This window comes from Streptomyces sp. VRA16 Mangrove soil, from assembly GCF_017377775.1.
GTDB lineage: Bacteria > Actinomycetota > Actinomycetes > Streptomycetales > Streptomycetaceae > Streptomyces.
In genome coordinates this window covers 42,035-65,479 of the sequence record NZ_JAFVLN010000025.1, presented here as the reverse complement: position 1 = coordinate 65,479, position 23,445 = coordinate 42,035, and the positions used below count along the sequence as shown (strand labels likewise).

The window sequence follows — 23,445 nt, the reverse complement described above, 5'->3', positions numbered from 1 at the left end:
GGGCACTCTGCGGGCACAGGGAGTGGCACCATGCTCACACGTGGTGCGCCGGAGGCGTACGGCGGCAGTCCGGTCGAGGGGACGGTAAGCAGACCATGTCCATGGATTCCCATGCCATGAGCCACACATCGAGTACAGCGCTGCCGGGGGAGCCGCGCGTCTCGCTGACGCGCATGACCCGGCCGCCGGTCCAGCGCACGGGCAGCCCCGAGCTGCCGCCCGCCCCGACGCCCGACCTCGCGGTCCTGCGCCTGCCCGAGCTGCGCACGCTGCGCCGCGACTCCCAGCAGGACGAGGCCGACCTGAGCTATGTGCGGCGGTTGCTCCAGGGGCGGATCGACATCCTGCGGGCCGAGCTGGCGCGGCGGCGCGATCCGGAGGCGCCCGTCGTGGACCGGCTCTCGGAGATCCTCCGGGACCAGCCGACGCGGCACCGCTCGTCGGCCCGGCACGTCACCCTCGGCACCCCGCGCAGCGAGGAGTTCCGGCGGCTCGCCGCCGAGATGCTCGCCGAGGTGGAGCTGTCGGACCTGGGGGCCCGGACGGACGACGAGCTGCACGCGGCGATGGGGCGGCTCGTGCGGTACGAGCAGCAGGTGTCGCGGCGCCGGCAGCAGTTGCAGCGGGTGGCGGACGACTGCAGTGCGGAGATCGCTCGGCGGTACCGGGACGGCGAGGCGCAGGTCGACGATCTGCTCGGGGGGTGAGGGGCTGCTCGCGTACCGGCCAGGGCACCGGTTCGGCGATGCCGTGCGGCCCGTGGGCTCTGGAGGCGCGGTCGTACGAGGGGAGCGGCGACCTGGTCGTCGAGGTGCACGACGCGGCCGGGTTCGCCGGGGGACGGTTCTCATGGGCGGCGGCGCCCGACGGCGCCGTCTGCGCGCCGAGCGCCGCGGCTCCCCGGCTCACGCTCGACATCCGTGAGCCGGGGGCGCTGTGGCTGGGCGGCGGGTCCGCCGTGCGGCTCGCCGCCCTGGGCCGGGTGGTGGAGGAAGAGGCGGGCGCCGCCGCCGTTGCCGACGCCCTGTTCCGTACGTCGCGGCGACCGTGGTGCCCCGACGCGTTCTGAGCCTCGTACCGCCGTGCGCGTACAAGACCGACCGGGCTCCCGGCTCCCCTCCGGAAGGGAGCCCGGTCAGCCGCTCTGGGCCAGCAGCATCACGAGGGCGACCGCCCCGATGCCGCTGATCACGGTGTTCTTGGCCTTCAGGCCGACGGAGAGAACGATGAAGGCGATGATGCCCATCGGCCCGTACTTCCACTGGATGAGCTGCTCGAATCCGATGGCCAGCGCGGCGACGACAATGGCGAAGATCGGCACGGTCCTACCCCCTTCGGTTGGAGTGGTGACCAACTCGGGTTCCCTGACAGGCCCGTAGACCAAAACGGTCCAACCTGTGCGGCCGACGCCAACCCCCGAGGTAGTCCGACCATGTCGCCCAAGTTGGTTACCAACTCACTGGTACTTATCTCCGCTGAAGAGCGACTCATAACCACCTTCTTTTCAACTCCCGCAAGATGGCGGGAAGTTGTAGCGTTGTGCTGTGAGCGTGGACCATGCCTCTGTCAATGGACAGGCCGAGCCACCACGGGCGCAGCGGACGTACCGTGAGGTGGCCGACGAGCTGCGCGCCCGGATCCGGTCCGGGGAGCTGGGGGCCGGGCAGCGGATCCCGACCCAGGCGAGGCTGGCGCACGAGTTCGGCGTGGAGCGGTCGGTCGTCCGCCAGGCGCTGCGCGTTCTTCAGGGTGAGCGCCTGCTGACCAACGTTTCGAAGGGCAGCCCGGCCACGGTCGCGGACAACACGGAGCCGGCCTTCTACGGCCCCGGTGCGCCGCCGCAGCCGACGATGGTGGGGCTCGGGCCGCGGATCGCCGCCGCCTTCAAGGAGCAGGACGTCGAGATCGACGCCCTGTGCCTGACGTCGGTCTCCCTCACCCTCGCGATGGGCGAGCCGCTGCGGCACATACATGCGGGCAGCATGAAACCGGCCAAGGTCAGGGTGCGGGTCCTGATGCCGAGCAGGGACATCGACCTCGCCTTCCCCGCGCCCGCGGACCGTCTGGAGGCGGGACGCGAGGCGGAGCTCGGCGGCGCGCTGCGGCGCAACTGGCTGGCGCAGCGCAACGCGCAGGGCCAGGTCCTGAGGCACAGTCTGCTGGCGCTGCGCGCCACGCACGGTGTGGACGTGCGGGTGGAGTTCCGCGCCCTCCCGTTCACGCCACCGGTCAAGCTCTATCTGCTCAACAACAACGAAGCGCTCTTCGCGTACTACACACTGAGCAGGCGCGGGGAACAGATCGACCACGAGCGGGTCGACGTGTATGACGCGACGGGCCTCCAGCAGATGCTCTTCGCGTTCGAACACGGAGCGGGACTGCGCGACACCACCTTCGTCGAGCAGTCCCACGTGTGGTTCAACAACCTCTGGAACACGATCAGTTCGGATCTGACGCTGCACTAGGCGCTGGGTCAGTGCAGCGCCGGGCCGGCCACCATGATCGCGAGCAGAGCGCCACCGATGGAGCTGCAGGTGGCGTTCCTCGCCTTCACGCCCACGGTCAGCAGGAGCAGGCCCGCGATGCCGGCCGGACCGTAGTGCCACTGGACGAGTTGCTCGAAGGTGATCACGAAGACCGCGGAGAGGAGGCTCAGGAAGGGCACGGCGGTTCCTCCTTCATCGGCTTCGGCTGATGCTGTGTGCAGGTTGGTCAGCTGCGCACCATCTATGGCCACCTTGCGCCAAGTTGGTAACCAACCTCACGATTGTTGTCCCCAACTTGGTGCGAGGAATAAACAAGTCATCAACAACTCCCGCCAAGTGGGGGGTAGTTGTACCGTTTGGCTGTGAGCGGGGAGAGCGTGGCACACATGGCAGACATGGCAGGCGCGGCGAACACGACGAACGCGACGGACGCGATGGACGCGATGGACGCGATGGGCACAGCGGATGCGGCGGATGCGTCGGGCGGGACGGACGCGGCGGCGAACGGCGGCAGAAGGCCGGGGGCCCGGGAGATCGCTGACGAACTGCGCCGTCGGATCAAGACGGGGCTGCTCAAGGCGGGGGACAGGCTGCCCACCCAGGCGCTGCTCGCCGGTGAGTTCCGGGTGGAGCGCGGCACGGTCCGGCAGGCCCTGCAGATCCTGGAGGCCGACGGCCTGTTGAGCAGCCGCAGCAAGGGCAGCCCGCCACGCGTCGCCACCGCGGCCGACGCGCCCGGCGAGCCGCAGCCCACGATGGTCGCCCTGTCCCCGCGCCTGGTGCAGGCGTTCCGGGCGCCGGCCGTACGCATCGACGCGGTCTGCATGACCTCCGAGACCCTGATGCTCGCCCTCGGCGAACCGCTCCGGCTGATCCACGAGGGCCGGATGTGCCCCGACTCCATCGACGTACGCATCCTGCTGCCCAGCCGCGACATCGACCTGGCCTTCCCGGTCGTGGTGCCGGACCCCGACGACGGCACCCACCGCGCCGACGACGAGGCGGTCCATCAGCGCTGGCTCGCCACCCGCAATGCCCAGGGCCAGGTGCTGCGCCACAACCTCCGCTCGCTGCGCTCCTCGCACAACATCGACGTCCACGTGACGTTCCGGTCCCTGCCGTTCACCCCGCCGATCAAGCTCTACCTCCTCAACGAGGAGGAGGCGCTGCTCTCGTACTACATGGTCACCAGGCGTGAGGAGGAGATCGACAGCGGAACGAAGCTGGAGATGTACTCGGCGACGGGTTCCCGCGCCCTCCTCTTCTCCTTCGAGCAGCGCGCGGGGCACCGGGACCGGGCGTTCGTGGAGGAGTCGCAGAAATGGTTCGACGCGCTCTGGGCAACCATCACGTCGGACCTGACGCTGTCCTAGTGGCCCGTGACGAGGTGGCCCCCGACGGGTCCGGGCAGGGGGCCGCCGCTGCCGACGGGACGGACGAGGCGCGACCGTCCGGCGGCCTGGCCGCCCTGATCGCGCGTACACGCCAGGTGCTGTTCGATTTCGACGGGCCGATCTGCCGGCTCTTCCAGGGGGTCCCTGCCGAGGACGTCGCGAAGGACCTGGCGCAATGGCTGGACGACCGAGGCCTGCACGACGTGCTGGCCGGCGACGCGCGGGCGGCCGTGGACCCACAGGCGGCGTTGCGCTGCCTGCACCGCAGCCGGCGCGGCGACCCGCTGGTCCAGGACATGGAGCGGTTCCTCAGCGGCCGGGAACTGCTGGCGGCGCGCACCGCCCGGCCCACCGACGGGTCCGACCGGCTGATCCGCGCATGGCGACGATCGGGCGCCCGGCTGGCCGTCACGACGAACAACTCCCCGGAGGCGGTCCGCCGTTATCTCGCCGGGCGTGGGCTCTCCGCATGTTTCGGGCCACACATCTACGGGCGTACGCACGATCCCGATCTCCTCAAACCGGACCCGGACACGCTCCGGCGAGCGCTGCGGGCGATGGGCGGGTCCCCCGGGGCCACCCTCATGGTCGGCGACGGACCGAGCGACCTGGAGGCCGCGCGGGCCGCGGGGGTGATGTTCCTGGGATACGCCCGCAACGAGCGCAAGGCACAGCTGCTGCACCAGGCCGAGGCGCCCTTCGTGGTGACCGCCCTGGGGGAGGTCCTGGACATTCTGCGCGTTGTCTCGCCGCCGTGAGGCACGACGGCTCCCGTTGTGTGAAGGACCCAGGCAAAGGCCCTTCCGGCCTCTGGGAAACCGTGCGGCCGGACCCGACACTTTCCTGGTGACTTCAGACGCGACGCAGCAGACTGTTCTGGTGGGTGACGTGAGCGGCGAGGACGGCTCGAAGGAAGTGACGTACGAGAGAACCGAGTTGAGGGACGTGATCAGACGTGCCACGTTCGTCCTCTTCGATTTCGACGGGCCCATCTGCCGGCTCTTCCCGGGGGACTCGGCGCGGGACATCGGCCGCGAGCAGCTGCTGTGGCTGGAGTCCAAAGGGCGGCTCGACGTCCTGACCCGGACGGAGCAGCGGCGTCTGGACCCGCATGCCGCGCTGGCGAAGGTCGGCGGCCTGCCTCAGCACGGTGCGTTGGCCCGGCAGATGGAGAAACGTCTCGCCGAAGATGAGCTGCAGGCCGTGCACAGTGCGTTCCCGACGCCGTACGCCGATCCGGTCATCCGGACCTGGCAGGCGGTCGGGGCGCGCCTGGCCGTCGCCACGAACAACTCGCCCGAGGCGGTGCGCCGTTATCTCGCCGGACGCGGTCTCTCCGGCTGTTTCGAGCCGCACATCTACGGCCGGACGCAGGAACTAGAGCTGCTCAAGCCGGATCCGCACTGCCTCAACAGGGCGCTGCGGGGCCTGGAGGCCGACGCCTCGGACGCGCTGATGGTCGGGGACACCGTCTCGGACTTCACGGCCGCACGGGCGGCGGGAGTCCCGTTCCTGGGGTACGCGCGCGGCAGCGCGGAGGCCGCGGATCTCACCGCTGCCGGGGCCCGTCATGTCGTGGGCTCCCTGGAGGAGGTGCTGGCGATTCTGCGCGACCGCGCCTGACCAGCGGCTTCCGGTGCCGCCGCGCCTTCGCGTAGACCCGGCGGAGTTGGCAGCCAACTGGCGTAGGGTTGTCAGGAGTTGGCGCTTGCGGAGGAGGCGGGGCGGGATGGGCGCGGAGAATGCTGTCACCCCCGAACAGATCGCGGCCGAGCTGAGCCGGTGGATCGAGTCCGGCAGACTCCAGGGGGGCGAAAGGCTGCCCACCCAGGCCGACCTCGCCGATCAGTTCGGCGTCGAGCGGTCCAAGGTGCGCCAGGCGCTGGAGCAGTTGAAGTCGGACGGCCTGCTGACGAATGTGGGACGGGGCAGCCCTCCCACGGTCGCCCCGGGCAAGGCGGTCGTGGAGGCCGACCCGTCCCGGGCGGCGCGCAGCGTTCTGGTCACCCATTTGTCCGAGGTGCTGAAGGCCCCCGAGGTGCAGATCGATGCCGTGAGTCTGACGGCGGAGACGCTGATGCTGGGGTTCGGCGAGATGATGACCAAGTTCTACGAGCAGACCCTGCAGCCGCGCGTGTGCCGGGTGCGGGTGATGCTGCCCCGGGCCGACGAGAGGCTCGACTATCCGGCCCCGGAGGGGGGCTGGGGGCCCGACCCCGAGATGGACGAAGCGGTGGACCGGCGCAACAGGCTTCAGGGTGAGGCGCACCGGATTCGTCTGCAGCAGATGTTCGCGCGGCTGCGCTCGGAGCTGAAGATCGATGCCCAGGCGGAGTTCCGGAGCCTGCGCGGGACCCCGGTGCGCAAGACGTACCTCTTCAACCGGCAGGTGCTTCTGCTCGGCCATTACATCCCGGGCCGCTTCATGCGGGACGTCTACCCCTATGAGGAGCTGAAGCCGCTGAGGGACGTGGACGGCGCAGAGACCGCGATGTACGTGTTCGAGCGGGGTGTGGGCGGCAGGGACCAACTGTTCGTGCAATCCGAGCAGTTGATGTTCGACCATGTCTGGGACCATGTGGCTCAGCCCTTGGGATGACCCTGGCATATGTCAAGTGGCCCCCTCGGCGGCGGAGGGCTACTGTGTGCGCTCATGTCGGCACTCTCGCCCAGCAGCGTGCGCAGGGCATGGCTCCGCAAGGCCGCGGAGACGGCCCGCTGCGCCCCGGACGGGGAAGTGATCACGGGGCACCACAACGAGAACGTGGTCGCCCCGCTCGGGCCCGGTCTCACCCTGCTGTTCCGTACCGGAGACAAGCTGTTCGGTCTCAAGGGCAAGTCCCGCGGCAAGTTCCGTATGCCGCTGGACACTCTCCAAGTGGTGCCGCGCCTGTGGGAGAGCGAGAAGGCGGTGCTCGATGCGGTCCGCCGCAGCGTCTCCCGGGTCCCGCGCTGTCTGGCGGAGTTAGAGGGATGGTCCCTGCACTCGTATCAGCCGGGTGCGCCGCTCTCGGAGGTCGCGCCGGACGGCGAGGTGGGCACGGCACGCCTCGAGGCCTTCGCCGATCTGTTCGCGCGCCTCACCGACGTACGGCTGAAGTGGCTGCCCAAGCTGCCGGACGGCTATCCGACGGAGGGGAGCCGCCAGTTCCTGGGCTGGCTGGCCCGTTTCGCCCAGGAGAAGGTGTACGAGGCCAACCGTCGGCGGTTCGGTGAGCTCTTCCGGACGGTGGGTGTTCCGGACAATCCGATCGACACCTTCCTGGACCGGCTGGACCGCAGCACGCGCCTGACCGACCGGCCGTTCTCCGTCCTGCACACCGACCTCCACCGGGCCAATGTGATCGTCTCGGACGTGCCAGGGGTCGGCGAGCGGCTCTGCTTCATCGACTGGGAACTGGCGTTGTACGGCGATCCGGTGCACGACCTCGCCACCCATCTCGTGCGGATGGGGTACGGGGACCGTGAGCGGGAGGCCATGAAGGAACTCTGGGCCATCAGGATGAAAGAGTCCCGTTCCGGCCGCATGGTCGAGAACTGGCGCGAGGACCTCGACTGGTACCTGGCGTTCGAATACGTGCAGTCGGTCTTCCCCGACACGATGCGGGCCGCCCTGTCCCTCGGCGGCGAGCCGACCGAGCAGGACTTCGACGCGGCGGCGCAGCGGATCCACCGCGCGGTGGCACGGGCCGCGGTGCCGCTGGGGCTGAGCACCTGGCCGGAGCCGGCCCTTGTCCGCAAGGGACTGTGCTCCTGGCACGAAAATGACCTCAGGGACCGGGACACCGTTGCACCGGACGCAGGCGACGCGGATCCTGGGCTCTCATGCGGAGCTTCTCGAACGGGAGCGTGAGTCCGGCATGGCGGTCGGCGGTGGAACTCTCCGGTGACGCGTCGGTTGTCGAGGGCCCGCTGACAGGCGCTCACCACGACACGTACGTCTTCCCTCTCCGGGAGGGCCGCCACCCACGTCCCGTCCGCTGGAAGAGCCGGTCGGCGCGGGCCGGGCTCGTCCGCTTCGACCGGCGCTGCTTCGCCTCGGAGCCGGACCTCGTGCGTGCCCTGAGCCACCGGGTGCGCCGCGTCCCCGAGGTCATCGAGGTCGGCGGGGCCGGCCTGCAGCGCTACATCGAGGGGGAGACGCTGGCCCGGCTGTCCGGGACGGGCGAGGCCGTGCCCTGGCCGCTGGTCCATCAGATCGTGGACGTGTTCCGCGAACTGGCGTCGGTCAGGGACCGGGAGGTGCTGGCCGAGCGGCGGGTGCCCGGCGAGACCGTGCCGAGCGACGGTGACACCGGAGCCTGCCTGGGGAAGTTGATCGATTTCGTCGAGGGCAGCGTCTACGTGGTTCACGCCGACCGCTTCGGTGACCTCTTCCGGGCCCTCGGTGTGGACGACGGCTGCTTCGGGCGGCTGCGCGCCTGGGCCGCGGGGCTGCGCGAACGCCCCTTCCGCCTGGTCCACGGAGACCTGCACAGGGAGAACCTGATCGTCGACGAGTTCGGTGAACTGTGGGTCATAGACTGGGAGTTGGCCATGTTCGGTGATCCGCTCTACGACCTGGCCACCCACCTCCACCTGATGGGTTACCCGCCCGCCCAGGAACAGGAAGTGATCCGTCTGTGGTGCCGGGCCGTGGAGGAGGCCGCCCCCGGCTGCTCGGCCGGCTGGCGTGGCGACCTGCCGCCGCTGCTCGGCTTCAAGCGGGCGCAGTCGGTGTTCACCGACGTCATCCGCTGCGCGCTCACCCTGTGCGACGGACCGGGACCGGACACGGCACGGCTGTGGGCCGCGGCGGCTCCGCTGCACGGCGTCCTGGCCAGGGGGGCGGCGCCGCTCGGGCTGCCGGACGTTCCGTCCGCTCGGGACATCGCCTCCGCGCTCGCCGTCGCCTGCCGCGATTACGCTGCACTTCCATGACCACCCCGCACCCCACCCCCACCCTCCGCGAACGCAAGAAGCAGCGCACCCGGGAGGCGCTCTCCGAGACCGCGATCCGGATGTTCCTGGAGCGGGGGTACGACGCGGTGTCCGTCGCCGAGATCGCCGCGGCCGCCGGGGTGTCCAAGCCGACCCTGTTCCGGTACTTCGCGGCGAAGGAGGACCTGGTGCTGCACCGGTTCGCCGACCACGAGGACGAGGCGGCGCGGGTCGTGGTGGGGCGGGCCGAGGGCGAGACCCCGTTGGGGGCGCTGCGGCGGAACTTTCTGGAGGGGCTCGGGCGCCGGGACCCGGTGACCGGGCTGTGCGATCACCCGGCGGTGCTGGCCTATCAGCGGCTGCTGTACGGGACGCCGCAGCTGGTGGCGCGGCTGTACGGGTATCAGGAGCGGTCCGAGAACGCGCTGGCCGGGGCGCTGGGCGGGCCGGAGCTCGCGGCGCGGCTCGCGGCCGGGCAGATCGTGGCGGTGCAGCGGATCCTGGCGCAGGAGAACGGGCGCCGGATCGCGGCCGGGGAGTCCGCGGACCAGGTGGAGGCGGACGCGGTGCGCGCCGCCGAGCTGGGGTTCGGGCAGCTGGAGGCCGGGATCGGCGCGCCCGCTGCCCCGGGCGCCCGCCTTACTGAGTAAAAAATGTAACCCGGTTGCGTTACGGTGGATGTATGACATCTGCCGAGATCAGCGCTGCCCTCGTCGCCGAACGCCGTTTTCACGACCGGTGCCGCGACGCCCTCGCCGCCATGGTCGAAGGCGCCGACGAGCAGGTCGTCATCGGTGAGAACGCCTCTGCTTCCGGCGCCGACGCCGAGGTGCTCGGCTATCAACTGCGCAGCAAGGCCAAGGAGTTGAAGGAGCTGCCGCAGGTTCCGGCCTTCTTCGGGCGGCTCGACTTCGGGGCCGGCGGCGAGCACGCCGGGCAGAGCTACCACGTGGGGCGCCTGCGGATCACCGAGCATCCAGCGGCGCCGCCGCTCGTGGTGGACTGGCGGGCGCCGGTCTCCCGGGCGTTCTACCAGGCCGGAGCCAACGATCCACAGGGTGTGGACGTACGGCGCCGGTTCGGCTGGGCGCCGGGGAGCAAGGGGGACTCGCGGGATCTGACCGGCCTGGAGGACGAGCGGCTGGGGCGGGGCGAGGGCGGCGCCGCGAGCGCGATTCTCGCCGGGGAGATCGAGCGGCCGCGCGTCGGGCCGATGCGCGACATCGCCGCGACCATCCAGCCCGAACAGGACGACCTCGTCCGCGCCGCGCTCGCCGACTCCGTGTGCGTCCAGGGCGCCCCGGGCACCGGGAAGACCGCCGTCGGGCTGCACCGGGCCGCGTATCTGCTCTACACGTTCCCGCGCCGCATCCAGCGCGGTGGACTCCTGGTTCTCGGGCCCAACCGCACCTTCCTCTCCTACATCTCCGCGGTGCTGCCCGCCCTCGGCGAGAACGGGGTGCGGCAGTCCACCGTGGCGGAGCTCGTCGGGCGGTTCCCGGTCCGGTCGTACGACGACGAGCCCGCCGCCACCCTCAAGCACGACCCGCGCATGGCCGAGGTGCTGCGCCGTGCCCTGTACGGCAGGGTGTCCACGGCCGCGATCACCGGGTCCCTCGCCGTGAAGGACGACGCGGCGTGGTGGCGGGTGTCGGAGTCGGTCCTCGAAGGGATCGTCCGCGCGGTGCGGAGCGAGGAGCCGCCCTATCTCGTCGGGCGGGAGCGGGTGCGCAGCCGCGTCGTGCGGCACCTGCAGGAGCAGGCCGAGCGGCGCGGCGCGGTCGTCGGGCGGGCCTGGCAGCAGCGCATGGAGCGGGCGCGTCCGGTGCGGGAGTTCCTGGACGCGGTCTGGCCCAAGGTGCGGCCCGAGGAGGTGGTGCATCAACTGCTGACCGATGGGGCGGAGTTGGCGGGTGCTGCGGATGGGGTCTTCGACTCCGATGAGCAGCAGGCGTTGCTGTGGGACCGGCCCCCGCGCTCGTACAAGTCGGCCCAGTGGTCCGCCGCCGATCTGGTGCTGATCGACGAGGCCGCCGGGCTCCTCGACCACCCCGAGGGGTACGGGCACATCGTCGTCGACGAGGCGCAGGACCTCTCCCCGATGCAGGCGCGGGCCATCGCGCGGCGCGCCGTCTTCGGTTCGCTGACCGTGCTCGGGGACCTGGCGCAGGGCACCACGCCGTGGGCCGCGCGCGACTGGGGTGAGCAGCTCGGGCATCTGGGGAAGCCGGAGGCGGCCGTGGTGCCGCTGACCGTCGGGTTCCGGGTGCCGGAAGCCGTGGTCGAGCTGGCCAATCAGGTGCTCGGACGGCTCGATGTGTCGGTGCCGCCCGCCCGATCGCTGCGCAGGGACGGCGAGTTGCGGGTGCGGCGCGTCGACGACGTGGTGGCGGGAGCGGTCGACGCCGTGCGGCGGGCGCTCGGCTTCGAGGGGTCCGTCGGGGTCATCGCCGCGGAGGCGGACGTGGCGCGGGTGCGGGACGGGCTCGTCGCGGCCGGTGTCGAGGCGGCCGGGGCCGACGAGCTCGGGGCGCGGGTCGCCGTCGTCGCCGCGGGTGAGGTCAAGGGTCTTGAGTACGACCACGTCGTCGCCGTGGAGCCCGCGGCCGTGGTGGAGGGGGAGGCGCGGGGGCTTGAGCGGCTGTACGTCGTGCTGACCCGGGCCGTCTCCCGGCTGGACGTGGTGCACGCGCGCGAGCTGCCGTTCGGCGGGGCGCGTAGCTAGCGCGGCCGGGGCGCCGTGGCTCCGCCGGGGCGGCCGTGGTCCGGGGGTGGGGTTTTCGGGGTCCGGGCTGGTGTGTCGTGGTGCTGCGGGGTTTCCGGGGCGCGGCCTGTGTGGCGTGGCTTTCGTTGGGCTGTGCCGTGGTCCGGGAGGGCGGGGTTCTCGGGTCCGGGTTGGTGTGGGTGGGCCCGCCGGGTTTTCGGGGATCCGCCTACGCGCCGCCGCGCTGCCGCGGCCCCCACCGGTGCGCGGCTCCGCGGATGAGCGCCGGTGTCAGCCCCGCTGCCGGGCCCTCCGCGCCGGTGCCGGGCTCGGTGCGGGGGTGCTCAGATGGCCCTGTGCCAGCTGTGTCATCAGCCGCAGGAAGACCTCCCGGTCACCCGGCTCGAACGACGCCAGTACCTCCTCGTGCACCCCGTCCACGATCACCTGGCTTCGCGCGGCGACCTCCGCGCCCTTTGGGGTCACGGCGATGATCCGCGCCCGCCGGTCCGTGCTCGACGGCCGGCGCTCGGCCAGGCCCGCCTTCTCCAGGGCGTCGGCCGTGACGACCATCGTCGTCTTGTCCATGTCGCCGATCTCGGCGAGCTGGTTCTGGGTGCGCTCCTCCTCCAGCGCGTGCACGAGCACGCAGTGCATCCGCGCCGTCAGGCCGATCTCGGCGAGCGCCGCCGCCATCCGGGTGCGCAGCACGTGGCTGGTGTGGTCCAGGAGGTAGGAGAGGTCCGGCCGGGTGCGGGTGGGCGCGGGCGTCATCGCGGTCATGGAGCCAGGGTACTCCGTCATTGGTTCCGAGAAATATAGTCTGCAACGGAACTATCTGTTACGGTCGTGTTGTCGTCGCCACCCGGTGGGGGTGGTGGCCCGACTCGGAAGGACCTCTCGTGTCCGCCGTCACCTCGCCTTCCCCGGTCGCCGAATCCGCCGCGTCGCCGCTGCGCTCCCGCTGGCTCGCGCTCGGGGTCATCGCCGCCGGGACCCTGATGATCATCCTCGACGGTTCCATCGTCACCGTCGCCCTGCCGGCCATCCAGAGCGACCTCAACTTCACGTCCACCGGCCTGAGTTGGGTCGTCAACGCCTACCTCATCGCCTTCGGCAGCCTGTTGCTGCTCGCCGGGCGGCTCGGTGACCTGATCGGGCGCAAGCGGATGTTCCTCGCCGGGACCGTCGTCTTCACCGCGGCGTCCCTGCTCGCGGGGGCCGCCCAGGCGCCCGCCGTGCTGCTCGCGGCCCGCTTCCTGCAAGGCGTCGGCAGCGCGATGGCCGCCGCCGTCGGGCTCGGCATCCTCGTCACGCTCTTCGCCGATCCGCGCGAACGGGCCCGCGCCATCGGGGTGTTCAGCTTCACCGGCGCCGCCGGGGCCTCGATCGGGCAGGTCCTGGGCGGCGTACTGACCGACGCGCTCGACTGGCACTGGATCTTCTTCATCAACCTGCCCATCGGCGCCGCCGTCCTCGCCCTCGCCGTGCCCGCGCTCCCCGCCGACCGGGGAGCCGGAGTGCGGGCCGGGGCCGACGTCTGGGGCGCGGTGCTGATCACCGCAGGACTGATGGCGGCGATCTACGGTGTCGTCAACATCGATGCGTACGGCCTGGGTTCATGGCGGGCGGCCGGGATGATCGGCGCGGGCCTGGTCCTCGTCGCCGGGTTCGTGGTGCGGCAGGCGCGGGCCCGCACCCCGCTGATGCCCCTGCGCATCCTGCGCTCGCGCACCGTCGTCGGCGCCAACCTCACGCAGGTCCTCACGCTCGCCGCGATGTTCGCCTTCCAGGTGCTCGCCGCGCTCTACATGCAGCAGGTCCTCGGCTACGGGGCGCTGGAGACCGGACTCGCGATGCTGCCCGCCGCCTTCATGATCGGGGCGGTGTCGCTGGGCGCGTCGGCGCGGCTCGCGGCCCGGTTCGGGGAGCGGCGGGTGCTGCTCGCGGGCCTCGTGCTGCTGGCCGGAGCCCTCGGCTACCTGGCGCGGGTTCCCGTGCAGGGGCAGTACGTCGCCGATCTGCTGCCCGTGATGCTGCTGATCTCCGGCGGCGGACTCGTACTCCCCGCCCTCGCCGGGCTCGGCATGTCGGCCGCGAACGAGGAGGACGCCGGGCTCGCCTCCGGCCTCTTCAACACCACCCAGCAGATCGGCATGGCCCTCGGTGTCGCCGTCCTGTCGACGCTGGCCGCCCGCCGCGCCAACTCGGCTCTGGGGGAGGGCAGTTCGCGGGCCGAGGCGCTGACGGACGGTTACCGGCTCGCGTTCGGGGCCGGGGCGGTGCTCATCGGGGCGGCGATCGTGGTCGCGTGGACGGTCCTGCGGCCCGCCAGGGCGGAACGGTCCTGATCGGCGTACAGCCTTCTCGGCACTCCCGGTACAGCCTTCTCGGCACTCCCAGTACGGCTTTCTCAGCACTCCCACATCCTCGAACTCTCATCAGGAGAACACTCATGTCCGGTCCCGCCCCGCGCGTCCTCACCGACCCCGAGCTGCAGCAGATCCTCGAAGAAGGGAAGTTCGGCATCCTCGCCAGCGTCCGCCGCAGTGGCCACCCGCACCTCTCCACGGTCCTGTACCGCTGGGACTCCGCCGAGCGCGTCCTGCGCGTCTCCACCACCGCCGACCGGCTCAAGCCCCGCCACTTCCGGGCCGACCCGCACGCCGCGCTGCACGTCAGGCGGGACGACTTCGCGTACGCCGTCGTCGAGGGCGAGGCGGAGGTCAGTGCGCCGACCGTCGAGCCGGGAGACGCGGTGGGGCTCGAACTCCTCGCCATGGCGCGGGAGTTCGTGCCGGCGGGTGGCGAGGAGGCGTTCCTCGCCGAGGTCGTCGAGGAGCGGCGGGTCGTGCTGCGGATCAAGGCGGCCCGGCTGTACGGCACCGCCCTGGACGTCGGATGACGGGTGCCGGAAAAGGCGGTGCCGGGCGGTGGGGGCGGGTCCTACAGTGCGGTGCGTGACGACATCGCAGCCCGCCCCGAGCCTGAGGCCCGCCCGCCCCGACGACGCCGAGGCGATCGCTCAACTGCACGCCGCCAGCTGGAGGTTGCACTATCGGGGCGCCTACTCCGACGCGTATCTCGACGGGGACGTGCTCACCGACCGGAGGGCCGTGTGGACGGCGCGGCTCGCGGAGGCGAGCAGGTCGCGGGCGGAGACGGTGACGTACGTGGTCGAGGACGGCGCCGGCGTCATCGGGTTCGTGCACGCGGTCGTCGACCACGACCCCCGGTGGGGCAGCCTCATCGACAACCTGCACGTCACCAACGACCGCCGGGGCAGCGGCCTCGGCACCCTGCTCCTGGCCCGAGCCGCCGAAGCCGTGGTGCAGCGGGCCGCAGAGCCCTCCCTCTATCTGTGGGTGCAGGAGCAGAACACGGCGGCGCGCGGCTTCTACCGCGCCCGGGGCGCCGAGCACGTCGAAACCGTGGCGATCGACCCGCCGGGCGGGGTGCCCGAGCGGCTGAACGGGCACCCGAACAAGCTCCGGATGGTGTGGACCGACGCCACATCGGCCACGGCGAGACGCAGTTGAGGGCGGCGAAGGACGGCGAGGGGCTCTTCTCCCGTACGTATCGCGCGGTCACCGCCAGTTTCGCGGCGGTGATGTTCCTGACCGGGTTCGCCGCGCTCGCGGTGATGCCGCTGCTGCCCACGGCGGCGCGGGAACTCGACGGGGTGGGCCTGTACCCGCTGGTGGCCGGGGCGTTCGTCGCCGCGAGTCTGCTCGGCGGGGTGCTGGGCGGGGCCTGGGCCGACCGGGCCGGGGCCAGGCGGCCGCTGATGGCGGGCGTGGTGCTCACGGTGGCCACCCTGCTGATCTCCGCGACCAGCACCACGATCTGGCAGCTGGCGCTCGGGCGGTTCACCGACGGCATCGCGGCGGGGCTCGTGGCCGTCTCGGTGAACGCGGCGATCGGGCAGTCGTACCCCGACCGCGTACGGGCCGGGGCCCTCGCCCTGATGAGCGCCTGCTGGATCGTGCCGTCGCTGGTCGGACCGCCGCTGGCCGGGCTCGTGGCGGCCTGGGCGTCGTGGCGCACGGTGTTCTTCGGGCTCGCCGTGCTCACCGCGGTCCCGGCGGCCGTCGCGGTGCTGCTGCTGCGCGGGCACCCGGCGCGTGACGTCCCGGACTCCGGTGAACCGGCGCCGCGACCGCCCCTGCTGATCGCGTTCGTGGTGAGCGTGGCCGCGGCGCTGACCCAGTTCGGCGTCTCCGCCTGGAACCCGATCCATCTGCTCTGTACGGGCGTCGGGCTCGCGGCGCTGGTGGTCTGCGCCCCGCGACTGCTGCCGCGCGGCACCTGGCGCGCCGCCCGCGGGCTGCCGTCCACGGTGCTGCTGCGGGCCCTGACCTCGGGCGCGTACTTCACCCTCGAAGCCTTCGTGCCGCTGATGCTGACCACGGCCCGGCGCGCACCGGAGGTCGTCACCGGGCTCGCCTTCACCGGGGCGGCGATCGCGTGGGCCTGCGCGTCCTGGTCGCAGGGGCGGCTGCAGGACCGGATCGCACGGCACGTGATGGTGCGGGCGGGAGCGGGCGTGATGGCGGGGGCCGTCGTCCTGGCCGCGCTCGGCACGCTGTCCGCCGTCCCGGCCGTACCGGCGGTGGCGCTCGCCGTGGCCTCCATGGTGCTGGCCGCCGTGGGCATGGGCTGGGTCGCGCCTTCCCTCACCCTGCTCTCCCTGGCTCACAGCCCGGCGGACCGGCAGGGCGCGGCGAGCGGTGCGATGCAGACGTCTCAGAACCTCGGCCAGACGACCGTACTGGCTCTGGCCTCGGCCCTGTTCACCGCGGCGGGCGCCGTGGCGAACGGCCGACTCCCCGCCTTCGCGGGCGCGTTCGTACTGTTGCTGCTGCCGGTGGTGGGCGCGGGTGCGCTGGCCGGACGGGCACGCGCCGTACCGGAGTCCGGGGACGCCGGGGGCACCGGCGGACGGCGGGAAGGGTCCGGATCGCGCGGGGCGGTGGACGCGGTATAGGGCGGCGTGTCCTGATTTAGGGCTGGTGCGGCGGGCCCGCCGGGTGGGTGCCGCGGCGGCGGGCGGCGAGCCGGCGGCGGGTCCAGCCGCAGCCGAGCGCGACAGCCGCGATCACGGTGAGCAGGGTCGCGCCGATGACCACTGTCACCCCGGCCGATATCGCGAAGATCGTCCACCACGGCGGGCCGGGTTCCACGGTGCCTCCCAGGGATCATGTGTGCGGGACGAGACGTTCGGCGCAGACCGCGGGGTCCCGCCCCGCACGCCGCGGTCGCGCCGGCCACAATCCCGTACGATCACGCCCCCACGTACCGCGCCAAATGCTCCCCGGTGAGCGTCGACCGGTCCGCGACCAGGGCCTCCGGTGTGCCCTCGAAGACGATGCGGCCGCCGTCGTGGCCCGCGCCGGGGCCCAGGTCGATGATCCAGTCGGCGTGGGCCATCACCGCGGGATGGTGCTCGACCACGACGACCGTCTTGCCGGAGTCGACCAACCGGTCGAGGAGGGCGAGGAGTTGTGCCACGTCGGCCAGGTGGAGGCCGGTGGTCGGTTCGTCGAGGACGTAGAGCCCGCCCTTGTCGGCCATGTGCACCGCCAGCTTCAGGCGCTGGCGCTCACCGCCGGAGAGGGTGGTCAGCGGCTGGCCGAGGGTGAGGTAGCCGAGGCCGACGTCGGCGAGCCGGGTGAGGATCTTGTGGGCCGCCGGGGTCTTGGCGTCGCCCGTGGCGAAGAACTCCTCCGCCTCGGCGACCGGCATCGCCAGCACCTCGCTGATGTCGCGGCCGCCCAGCTTGTACTCCAGGACCGAGGAGTCGAAGCGGCGCCCCTCGCAGTCCTCACAGGTCGACGAGACGCCCGCCATCATCGCGAGGTCGGTGTAGACGACCCCGGCGCCGTTGCAGGTCGGGCACGCGCCCTCGGAGTTCGCGGAGAAGAGCGCGGGCTTCACTCCGTTCTCCTTCGCGAACGCCTTGCGGATCGGGTCGAGGAGGCCCGTGTACGTCGCCGGGTTGCTGCGGCGCGAACCGCGGATCGGCGACTGGTCGACCGAGATCACGCCCTCGTCGGCCGGGATCGAGCCGTGCACCAGCGAGCTCTTGCCGGAGCCCGCGACGCCCGTGACCACCGTCAGCAGGCCGAGCGGGATGTCGACGTCCACGTCCTGGAGGTTGTGGGCGTGCGCGCCCCGGATCGACAGCTTGCCGGTCGGTTCGCGGGTGGTGTCCTTGAGGCGGGCGCGGTCGTCCAGATGGCGGCCGGTGACGGTGTCGCTGGCGCGCAGGCCGTCCACGTCGCCCTCGAAACAGACCGTGCCGCCGCCCGTGCCCGCGCCGGGACCGAGGTCCACGACGTGGTCGGCGATCGCGATGGCCTGCGGCTTGTGCTCGACGACCAGGACCGTGTTGCCCTTGTCGCGCAGGCGCAGCAGCAGGTTGTTCATGTTGCTGATGTCGTGCGGGTGCAGACCGGTGGTCGGCTCGTCGAAGACGTAGGTGACGTCGGTGAGCGACGAACCGAGGTGCCGGATCATCTTCACGCGCTGCGCCTCGCCGCCCGACAGCGTGCCGGCCGGACGGTCGAGCGAGAGATAGCCGAGGCCGATCTCCACGAACGAGTCGAGGCTGTGCTGAAGGGCCTCCAGGAGCGGGGCGACCGAAGGTTCCTTCAGGCCGCGCACCCACTCCGCCAGGTCCCTGATCTCCATCCGGCACGCGTCCGCGATCGAGATCTTCCTGATCTTCGACGAGCGGGCGCCCTCGGCGAGGCGCGTGCCGTCGCAGTCGGGGCAGACCGAGAACGCCGTCGCCCGCTCCACGAACGCCCGGATGTGCGGTTGCAACGAGTCGACGTCCTTCGACAGCATCGACTTCTGGATCTTCGGGATCAGCCCCTCGTACGTGAGGTTGATGCCCTCCACCTTGATCTTGGTGGGCTCCTTGTACAACAGGTCGTTCAGCTCGCGCTTGGTGAACCTGCGGATCGGCTTGTCCGGGTCGAAGAAGCCGCAGCCGCGGAAGATCCGGCCGTACCAGCCGTCCATCGTGTAGCCGGGGACGGTCAGCGCGCCCTCGTTGAGGGACTTGCTGTCGTCGTAGAGCTGGGTGAGGTCGATGTCGGAGATCCGGCCGCGGCCCTCGCAGCGCGGGCACATGCCGCCGAGCCGCTCGAAGGTCGCCTTCACCGCCTTCTTGTTGCCGACGGAGATGGCCCCCGCGCCCTTCGCCGACGCGGTGTTGAAGGAGAACGCGCTCGGCGGCCCGATGTGCGGCTCGCCGAGCCGGCTGAACAGGATGCGCAGCATCGCGTGGGCGTCGGTGGCCGTGCCGACGGTGGAGCGCGGGTCGGCGCCCATGCGCTGCTGGTCGACGATGATCGCCGTGGTCAGGCCGTCGAGGACGTCGACCTCGGGGCGCGACAGATTCGGCATGAAGCCCTGCACGAAGGCGCTGTACGTCTCGTTGATGAGGCGCTGCGACTCGGCGGCGATGGTGTCGAAGACGAGCGAGCTCTTGCCCGAGCCCGAGACCCCGGTGAACACCGTGAGGCGGCGCTTGGGGATCTCGATGCTGACGTCCTTGAGGTTGTTCTCGCGGGCGCCGTGCACACGGATCAGATCGTGGCGGTCGGCGGCCTGCGACCCCGCGGATCCCGCGGACCGGGCGGACCCGGCAGCCTTCGCCGTCGTCCTCTTGGCAGCCGCCGCCTTCTTCGCCGCCGTCTTCCTGGCGGTCGTCTTCTTGGCGGTCGCCGTCTCGGTCGCCGTCGCCTTCTTGGCCGGGCTCATCTGTCTCGTCTCTCCCTGAGTCGGGCGGGCGTGGGCAGGGCCTGCGCTCAGCTGTCCTGGAGCAGCCCGAGGACGTTGCCGTCGGCGTCGGTGAAGGTGGCCACCCGACGGCCGGGGCCGACCTCGTGCGCGGGCTCCTTCACACTGCCACCGGCGGCGGTCACCTCGGAGAGCTTTGCCTCGATGTCCTCGACCTTCCAGTAGGAGACGGGCGCCGTCATGCCCTGCGACGCGGCGTTCGGCACGAGCCCGATGTGCTGGCCCGCCACGTCGAACCCGACGTAGTACTCCGAGTCGGCGGTCGGCTCCGCGCCGAGCAGGGCGGCGTACACGGCCTTGGCCTTGCCCAGGTCGGTGACGGGGTGCAGAACGGTCGTGATGCCCTGAGTCGTCATGATTTCTCTCCTACGCGGATTTCATGCCGGATTGGCTTACGAGGAGCAACGCTAGTCCGGGCTCGGCGGCCGCGCTTCTCGATTCCTGACCGCTTACGTCGTGCCTGGTCAGAGCCGTGTTCGGGCGGGGATGTCACGCGTGCGGGAGCGCCGGTGTCTTCATGCGGAACGGGCCGGAAGGGTCCGGGAACACCCTCGTACAAGGAGCAGACCATGACCGTACGCACACCGAAGGCCGAGCTTCCCGCCGAGCTGCCGGTCGATGCCATGGAAACCGTGCCCCCGCCGAAGCAGTTCGTGCCTTACAAGCTCGCGGGCTGGTGGCGGCCTACCCGGCCGTGGGCGGCTCGTCCTGAGACCGGGGAAATCGTCAGGCCTGGAACACATGTCCTGGCAGCCGCGGACGCCGGCACCGTAGGGTCCCGGGCATGACGGAGCAGTCGAGGCATCTCTCCGACGCGCAGGACCCCTTCACCGCCCACCGCAGCCTGCTCTTCACGGTCGCCTACGAGATGCTCGGCTCCGCGGCGGACGCCGAGGACGTGGTGCAGGAGTCCTGGCTGCGCTGGTCGACGGTCGACCGGGAGCAGGTGAACGACCCGCGCGCCTATCTCGTACGGATCGTCACGCGGCAGTCCCTCAACCGGCTGCGCACACTGTCCCGCCGCCGCGAGGACTACGTCGGCGAGTGGCTGCCGGAACCGCTGCTGACCAGCCCGGACGTCGCCGAGGACGTCGAGCTGGCGGAGAGCGTCTCGATCGCCATGCTCACGGTTCTGGAGACCCTCGGACCGGCCGAGCGCGCCGTCTTCGTGCTCCGCGAGGTCTTCGAGCTGCCGTACGAGGAGATCGCGACGGCCGTCGGGAAGTCCGCGGCCACCGTGCGGCAGATCGCGCGCCGGGCCCGCGAGCACGTGGCGGCGCGCCGGCCCCGGATGCGGGTGGAGCGCTCCGAGCAGCAGGCGGTGGTGGAGCGCTTCCTCGCCGCGCTGCGCACCGGGCAGCTCCAGGAACTGATGGAGATCATGGCGCCCGACGTCGTCATGATCACCGACGGCGGTGGCGTGGTGGCCGCCGCGCGGGTCCCGCTGCACGGCGCCGACCTGATCGCGCGGCTCCTGGCGAGCGCCCCCACGAAGGCGCAGGTCGCCACGGCTTCCCTCCTCCTTAACGGCGAGCCCGCGGGCCGCATCGACTTCGACGGCGAACCGTCGGCGGTCACCCTCACGGTGGACGAGACCGGCCGCATCACCCGCATCTACGTGGTCCGCAACCCGCTGAAACTGACCCGCCTGAACGCGCCTTCGGAACTGGCGCGGTGAGGTGGGCACGGCTGCACCCGGCGCGGGGTGGGCGCTTCGTCCGGCGTTCAGCTCGGTTCGGCCGTGCCCTCCCCCCCGTCTCACCCCCGCCCCAACACCTCCGTGATCCGGCTGAAGCCGTCCGTGCCGTGGCCGTGGGCGATGGCGCGGCGGACGAGGCCCTCGGCCGTGCGCAGGACGGCGGAGTCGATGCCGTGGCTCTCGGCGGTGTGCACGATGTGGGCCATGGACGACACCGCCGAGGTGATCGGATTGGCCTCGCCGGAGAACGTGCCGCGGTCCACCTCCTGCGCCGTCTCCTGGAACACCGGCGGCAGGATCGCGCCGTCCAGGTAGCGGACCCCGTGCTCGGCGGCCCAGGCCGCCAGGGAGCGGGCCCGGTCCGGGGTGTCGGCGGTCAGGTTCACGACGGTACGTCCCTTGAGCGCGGCGGCCACGTCGGCGCGGCGCAGGACGGAGTCCGCACCCCTCCTTCCGGTTCCCGCGGCGCTCTCCGGCCGTCCGCGATCAGCCTCTCCCGGCGCCCGCGACCTGCCAAGTACCCACAAAAAAGTGGGTGTTCGGGCGTCAAGATCGATTGTCAGTGGCTGCTCCTAGAGTGAAAACGTCACTCAGGGACCGACGGAGGGGGAGCACAGTCATGCCTGCAACCAGGACGAACGCCGGGTCGAACAAGATCCAGCACAAGGTCAATCACGTCGCGCTGGTCGTGGACTGCTCGGGTTCCATGCGGCCGCACGAGGGTCAACTGATCCGGGTGGTCGACGAGTTCGTGGCGGGACTGAAAGCGGAGTCGGACAGCCTCGGCCACGAGACGCGGATCAGCCTCTACTCCTTCGACCACCGGGTGGAGAACCTGGTGTGGGACATGGACGTGAAGCACCTGCCGTCCATGCAGGGCCTGTACAAGGTGAACAACGGAGCGACGGCGCTGATAGAAGCCTCGATCAAGTCCCTGGACGACCTGGGGCACATCTGGGAGGAGTACGGGGAGCACAGCTTCCTCCAGATCGTCGTGACGGACGGCGAGGAGAACGCGTCGGGCGGAGACCGTCGGCACGACGGCGACATGACCATCCTCGGCCCCTGGCTCGACCGGATCACGGCGAAGATGGGCGCGCTGCCGGGCCACTGGACCTCGGCGATCCTCGTGCCGAACTCGCTGGCCAAGCGCACCGCCCAGAACTACGGCTTCCCCGCGGGCAACATCGCGATCTGGGACGCCGATTCGCAGCAGGGCGTCGAGGAGGCGATCGGCACGGTCCGCGCCGCCGCGACCAGCTTCCTGCGCGGCCGTGAGCAGGGCGTGCGCGGCACCAAGAACCTCTTCGCTGTCGGCCAGGACCTGTCGGTGGACGACGTCCGGGCGAACCTGGAGCCGGTCCCGGCCGACCGCTACCGGCTCCTGAAGGTCGACAAGGAGATCGCCATCCGCGACTTCGTGAACTCGCACCCGGGCGTCACGTACGAGCGCGGCTCCTGCTACTACCAGCTGGGCGCCCGCGTCCAGGTCCAGCCGGACAAGGAGGTGATCGTGGTCGAGAAGGACACCGACCGCGCCTACACGGGCGACGCGGCACGCGCCCTGCTCTTCGGCACGGGCATCCGGGGCACCGTCTCCGTGAAGGCGGGCACCAACCCCGACCTGGAGGTCTACGTGCAGAGCCGCTCGGTCAACAGGAAGCTGAAGTCCAACACCCGACTGCTGATCATGCTCTGACCCGCAGGGCACGGCCCAGCGCCCGGCCGACCGGCGCGCAGTGCGCGGGCAGCGACGTCGCGGCCCAGCGGGCGGCGAGGTCCAGGAAGCCGGCGAGATCCCGCTCCGCGCCGGCCAGCAGACGGCGGAGCTCCCGCGCCGGCACGTCGATCCACCGGCCGCTACCCGGGTCGGCCTCGGCGTCGACCGTCAGGCGGACCACGTCGCCACGGCGTTCGGCGCCGGGCGAGGGGTCGTGGCCGAACCACGCGGCGCGGCCGTCGCCGTCCAGGACGTCGAGCCAGTCCCCGCGGTCCTCCAGACCACAGCAGCAGCCGGGCACGAACCGGACACCGCTCTGCGTGTCCGTCACCCGCAGCCCGCCCGGGACCTCCGGCGAATCCACCGTCAGCAATCCGTGCAGGAACCTGCCCAGCGGGTCGGCGGGACACGGCGGTCCGTCGTCGTCCGGCTCCCCTTCGTTGCAGACGGCCAGCGCCATCACCGCGGTCCCGACCTGATCGGGCGTCAACGTCCCGTCGAGCGCCATGAAGGAGAAGGGCTCGGCCTCCGCGACCGGCCACAGGCCGAAGTCCCGGCGGCCGGGCAGTTCGATGACGGGCTCGACGACTATCACCCGCGCATCATCGCGCCGGGTCTTTGCGGCCGCACCGGAATATCCGGGCCCACCGCGGGCACACGTGACGCAGCGCACTATTGCAAGCAGCTGCTTGCAATAGTTAGCACAGGTG

Annotated in this window: 23 protein-coding genes and 2 pseudogenes; 17 read left to right on the top strand and 8 right to left on the bottom strand. The window is 71.4% G+C overall.

Annotated features, from left to right (window positions below; genetic code table 11):
* Nucleotides 1-173: 173 nt before the first annotated feature.
* Nucleotides 174-707, top strand: coding sequence for an ABC transporter substrate-binding protein (locus J3486_RS40555; RefSeq protein WP_207829129.1), 534 nt, complete (start codon nucleotides 174-176; stop codon nucleotides 705-707).
* A gap of 56 nt (nucleotides 708-763) precedes the next feature.
* Nucleotides 764-1,069: pseudogene (locus J3486_RS40550) on the top strand (sterol carrier protein domain-containing protein); the annotation flags it as partial.
* A 66-nt stretch (nucleotides 1,070-1,135) separates the two neighbouring features.
* Here J3486_RS40550 and J3486_RS40545 read toward each other — a convergent pair.
* Nucleotides 1,136-1,321 carry a hypothetical protein gene (locus tag J3486_RS40545; RefSeq protein WP_207829076.1) on the bottom strand — a complete coding sequence of 62 codons (186 nt, stop codon included), beginning with the start codon at nucleotides 1,319-1,321 and terminating at the stop codon, nucleotides 1,136-1,138.
* A 223-nt stretch (nucleotides 1,322-1,544) separates the two neighbouring features.
* Between J3486_RS40545 and J3486_RS40540 the strand changes: the two genes are divergently transcribed.
* Nucleotides 1,545-2,465 (top strand): GntR family transcriptional regulator, encoded by a 921-nt coding sequence (locus tag J3486_RS40540; protein WP_307805153.1) that lies wholly within the window; start codon nucleotides 1,545-1,547, stop codon nucleotides 2,463-2,465.
* A gap of 8 nt (nucleotides 2,466-2,473) precedes the next feature.
* Here J3486_RS40540 and J3486_RS40535 read toward each other — a convergent pair whose 3' ends face one another.
* Nucleotides 2,474-2,665 carry a hypothetical protein gene (locus J3486_RS40535; RefSeq protein ID WP_207829074.1) on the bottom strand — a complete coding sequence of 64 codons (192 nt, stop codon included), beginning with the start codon at nucleotides 2,663-2,665 and terminating at the stop codon, nucleotides 2,474-2,476.
* A 273-nt stretch (nucleotides 2,666-2,938) separates the two neighbouring features.
* Between J3486_RS40535 and J3486_RS40530 the strand changes: the two genes are divergently transcribed.
* The 8 genes from J3486_RS40530 to J3486_RS40495 all read left to right on the top strand — a co-directional run bounded on the left by J3486_RS40530 (nucleotide 2,939) and on the right by J3486_RS40495 (nucleotide 11,525).
* The gene (locus J3486_RS40530; protein ID WP_207829125.1) at nucleotides 2,939-3,859 is read left to right on the top strand and encodes a winged helix-turn-helix domain-containing protein; all 921 of its coding nucleotides are present in this window, start codon (nucleotides 2,939-2,941) and stop codon (nucleotides 3,857-3,859) included.
* Entirely contained in the window at nucleotides 3,859-4,638 is a 780-nt protein-coding gene (locus J3486_RS40525; RefSeq protein WP_307805151.1) for an HAD family hydrolase, read from the top strand. The genes J3486_RS40530 and J3486_RS40525 overlap by 1 nt, the downstream gene beginning before the upstream one ends.
* 88 nt (nucleotides 4,639-4,726) lie before the next feature.
* Nucleotides 4,727-5,503, top strand: a complete 777-nt coding sequence (locus J3486_RS40520; protein WP_307805150.1) for an HAD family hydrolase — start codon at nucleotides 4,727-4,729, stop codon at nucleotides 5,501-5,503.
* Nucleotides 5,504-5,609: 106 nt separating this feature from the next.
* Nucleotides 5,610-6,479: a winged helix-turn-helix domain-containing protein gene (locus J3486_RS40515; protein WP_207829072.1), complete on the top strand. Its 870-nt coding sequence runs from the start codon at nucleotides 5,610-5,612 to the stop codon at nucleotides 6,477-6,479.
* A gap of 54 nt (nucleotides 6,480-6,533) precedes the next feature.
* Nucleotides 6,534-7,733 carry an aminoglycoside phosphotransferase family protein gene (locus J3486_RS40510; RefSeq protein ID WP_207829071.1) on the top strand — a complete coding sequence of 400 codons (1,200 nt, stop codon included), beginning with the start codon at nucleotides 6,534-6,536 and terminating at the stop codon, nucleotides 7,731-7,733.
* The gene (locus tag J3486_RS40505) at nucleotides 7,730-8,800 is read left to right on the top strand and encodes a phosphotransferase (protein ID WP_307805149.1); all 1,071 of its coding nucleotides are present in this window, start codon (nucleotides 7,730-7,732) and stop codon (nucleotides 8,798-8,800) included. Before J3486_RS40510 ends, J3486_RS40505 begins: the two co-directional genes overlap by 4 nt.
* The gene (locus J3486_RS40500; protein ID WP_207829069.1) at nucleotides 8,797-9,450 is read left to right on the top strand and encodes a TetR/AcrR family transcriptional regulator; all 654 of its coding nucleotides are present in this window, start codon (nucleotides 8,797-8,799) and stop codon (nucleotides 9,448-9,450) included. The genes J3486_RS40505 and J3486_RS40500 overlap by 4 nt, the downstream gene beginning before the upstream one ends.
* A gap of 32 nt (nucleotides 9,451-9,482) precedes the next feature.
* Complete coding sequence (locus J3486_RS40495; protein WP_207829068.1) at nucleotides 9,483-11,525, top strand: AAA family ATPase; 2,043 nt, start codon at nucleotides 9,483-9,485, stop codon at nucleotides 11,523-11,525.
* A gap of 270 nt (nucleotides 11,526-11,795) precedes the next feature.
* On the opposite strand, the gene J3486_RS40490 is transcribed toward J3486_RS40495, so the two are convergent.
* The gene (locus tag J3486_RS40490; protein ID WP_207829067.1) at nucleotides 11,796-12,287 is read right to left on the bottom strand and encodes a MarR family winged helix-turn-helix transcriptional regulator; all 492 of its coding nucleotides are present in this window, start codon (nucleotides 12,285-12,287) and stop codon (nucleotides 11,796-11,798) included.
* 218 nt (nucleotides 12,288-12,505) lie between these two features.
* Between J3486_RS40490 and J3486_RS40485 the strand changes: the two genes are divergently transcribed.
* The 4 genes from J3486_RS40485 (at nucleotide 12,506) to J3486_RS40470 (ending at nucleotide 16,491) form a co-directional block, all read left to right on the top strand.
* Nucleotides 12,506-13,855 carry an MFS transporter gene (locus J3486_RS40485; protein ID WP_207829123.1) on the top strand — a complete coding sequence of 450 codons (1,350 nt, stop codon included), beginning with the start codon at nucleotides 12,506-12,508 and terminating at the stop codon, nucleotides 13,853-13,855.
* A gap of 104 nt (nucleotides 13,856-13,959) precedes the next feature.
* Nucleotides 13,960-14,409, top strand: a complete 450-nt coding sequence (locus J3486_RS40480) for a TIGR03618 family F420-dependent PPOX class oxidoreductase (protein ID WP_207829066.1) — start codon at nucleotides 13,960-13,962, stop codon at nucleotides 14,407-14,409.
* Nucleotides 14,410-14,464: 55 nt separating this feature from the next.
* Nucleotides 14,465-15,043, top strand: a complete 579-nt coding sequence (locus J3486_RS40475; protein ID WP_207829064.1) for a GNAT family N-acetyltransferase — start codon at nucleotides 14,465-14,467, stop codon at nucleotides 15,041-15,043.
* A gap of 71 nt (nucleotides 15,044-15,114) precedes the next feature.
* Complete coding sequence (locus J3486_RS40470; RefSeq protein ID WP_207829122.1) at nucleotides 15,115-16,491, top strand: MFS transporter; 1,377 nt, start codon at nucleotides 15,115-15,117, stop codon at nucleotides 16,489-16,491.
* 16 nt (nucleotides 16,492-16,507) lie between these two features.
* Here the strand turns inward: J3486_RS40470 and J3486_RS40465 are convergent, their stop codons facing one another.
* The 3 genes from J3486_RS40465 to J3486_RS40455 all read right to left on the bottom strand — a co-directional run bounded on the left by J3486_RS40465 (nucleotide 16,508) and on the right by J3486_RS40455 (nucleotide 19,672).
* The gene (locus J3486_RS40465; protein WP_207829063.1) at nucleotides 16,508-16,687 is read right to left on the bottom strand and encodes a hypothetical protein; all 180 of its coding nucleotides are present in this window, start codon (nucleotides 16,685-16,687) and stop codon (nucleotides 16,508-16,510) included.
* A gap of 100 nt (nucleotides 16,688-16,787) precedes the next feature.
* The gene (locus J3486_RS40460) at nucleotides 16,788-19,277 is read right to left on the bottom strand and encodes an excinuclease ABC subunit UvrA (protein ID WP_207829061.1); all 2,490 of its coding nucleotides are present in this window, start codon (nucleotides 19,275-19,277) and stop codon (nucleotides 16,788-16,790) included.
* Nucleotides 19,278-19,324: 47 nt separating this feature from the next.
* Complete coding sequence (locus J3486_RS40455; RefSeq protein WP_207829059.1) at nucleotides 19,325-19,672, bottom strand: VOC family protein; 348 nt, start codon at nucleotides 19,670-19,672, stop codon at nucleotides 19,325-19,327.
* Between the two features lie 428 nt (nucleotides 19,673-20,100).
* Here J3486_RS40455 and J3486_RS40450 point away from each other — a divergent pair, with 428 nt between their 5' ends.
* Nucleotides 20,101-20,994: an RNA polymerase sigma-70 factor gene (locus J3486_RS40450; RefSeq protein WP_207829057.1), complete on the top strand. Its 894-nt coding sequence runs from the start codon at nucleotides 20,101-20,103 to the stop codon at nucleotides 20,992-20,994.
* An 80-nt stretch (nucleotides 20,995-21,074) separates the two neighbouring features.
* On the opposite strand, the pseudogene J3486_RS40445 reads toward J3486_RS40450, so the two are convergent.
* A pseudogene (locus J3486_RS40445) lies at nucleotides 21,075-21,455 on the bottom strand (hypothetical protein); the annotation flags it as partial.
* A gap of 179 nt (nucleotides 21,456-21,634) precedes the next feature.
* Between J3486_RS40445 and J3486_RS40440 the strand changes: the two are divergent.
* Nucleotides 21,635-22,714, top strand: coding sequence for a vWA domain-containing protein (locus J3486_RS40440; RefSeq protein WP_207829055.1), 1,080 nt, complete (start codon nucleotides 21,635-21,637; stop codon nucleotides 22,712-22,714).
* On the opposite strand, the gene J3486_RS40435 is transcribed toward J3486_RS40440, so the two are convergent.
* On the bottom strand, nucleotides 22,704-23,330 hold the full coding sequence (locus J3486_RS40435) for a hypothetical protein (RefSeq protein ID WP_207829054.1): 627 nt from the start codon (nucleotides 23,328-23,330) through the stop codon (nucleotides 22,704-22,706). The two genes, J3486_RS40440 and J3486_RS40435, sit on opposite strands and share 11 nt — an antisense overlap.
* Nucleotides 23,331-23,445 lie beyond the last annotated feature (115 nt).